At 72.5% G+C, this 495-nt stretch carries 2 pseudogenes; both read left to right on the plus strand.

The window, feature by feature from the left end:
• Positions 1–342 (plus strand): annotated as a pseudogene (gene phzF / locus HMPREF2914_RS21120) (phenazine biosynthesis protein PhzF); the annotation flags it as partial.
• Positions 343–367: 25 nt separating this feature from the next.
• Positions 368–495 (plus strand): annotated as a pseudogene (locus HMPREF2914_RS21125) (phenazine biosynthesis protein); the annotation flags it as partial.

A 495-nucleotide genomic window follows, 5' to 3' on the forward strand; every position in this document is an offset into this window, starting at 1 on the left:
CTGTCCGCGCTGCACCCCGACCACCGCGCGCTGTGCGACTTCCCGGACCTTGCGGTGAACTGCTTCGCCGGCGCCGGGCGGCACTGGCGCAGCCGCATGTTCTCGCCGGCCTACGGCGTGGTCGAGGACGCCGCCACCGGCTCCGCCGCCGGGCCGCTGGCGATCCACCTGGCGCGCCACCGGCAGATCCCCTACGGGCAGCAGATCGAGATCCTCCAGGGCGTCGAGATCGGCCGGCCGTCGCGCATGTACGCCCGCGCCGAGGGCGCCGGCGAGCGGGTCTCGGCGGTGGAAGTGTCGGGCAACGGCGCGGCCTTCGCCGAAGGCCGGGCCTACCTGTGAACGGGCAGAACGGAGGAACGCCATGATGGGCGTCAACGCGAACATTTCCGAGTCCCTCACCGGGACCATCGAAGCCCCTTTCCCGGAGTTCGAGGCGCCGCCGGCGAACCCCATGGAGGTGCTGCGCAACTGGCTGGAACGCGCCCGCCGCTA

The organism is Pseudomonas sp. HMSC067G02, from assembly GCF_001813485.1.
Taxonomy (GTDB): Bacteria; Pseudomonadota; Gammaproteobacteria; order Pseudomonadales; family Pseudomonadaceae; genus Pseudomonas; species Pseudomonas aeruginosa.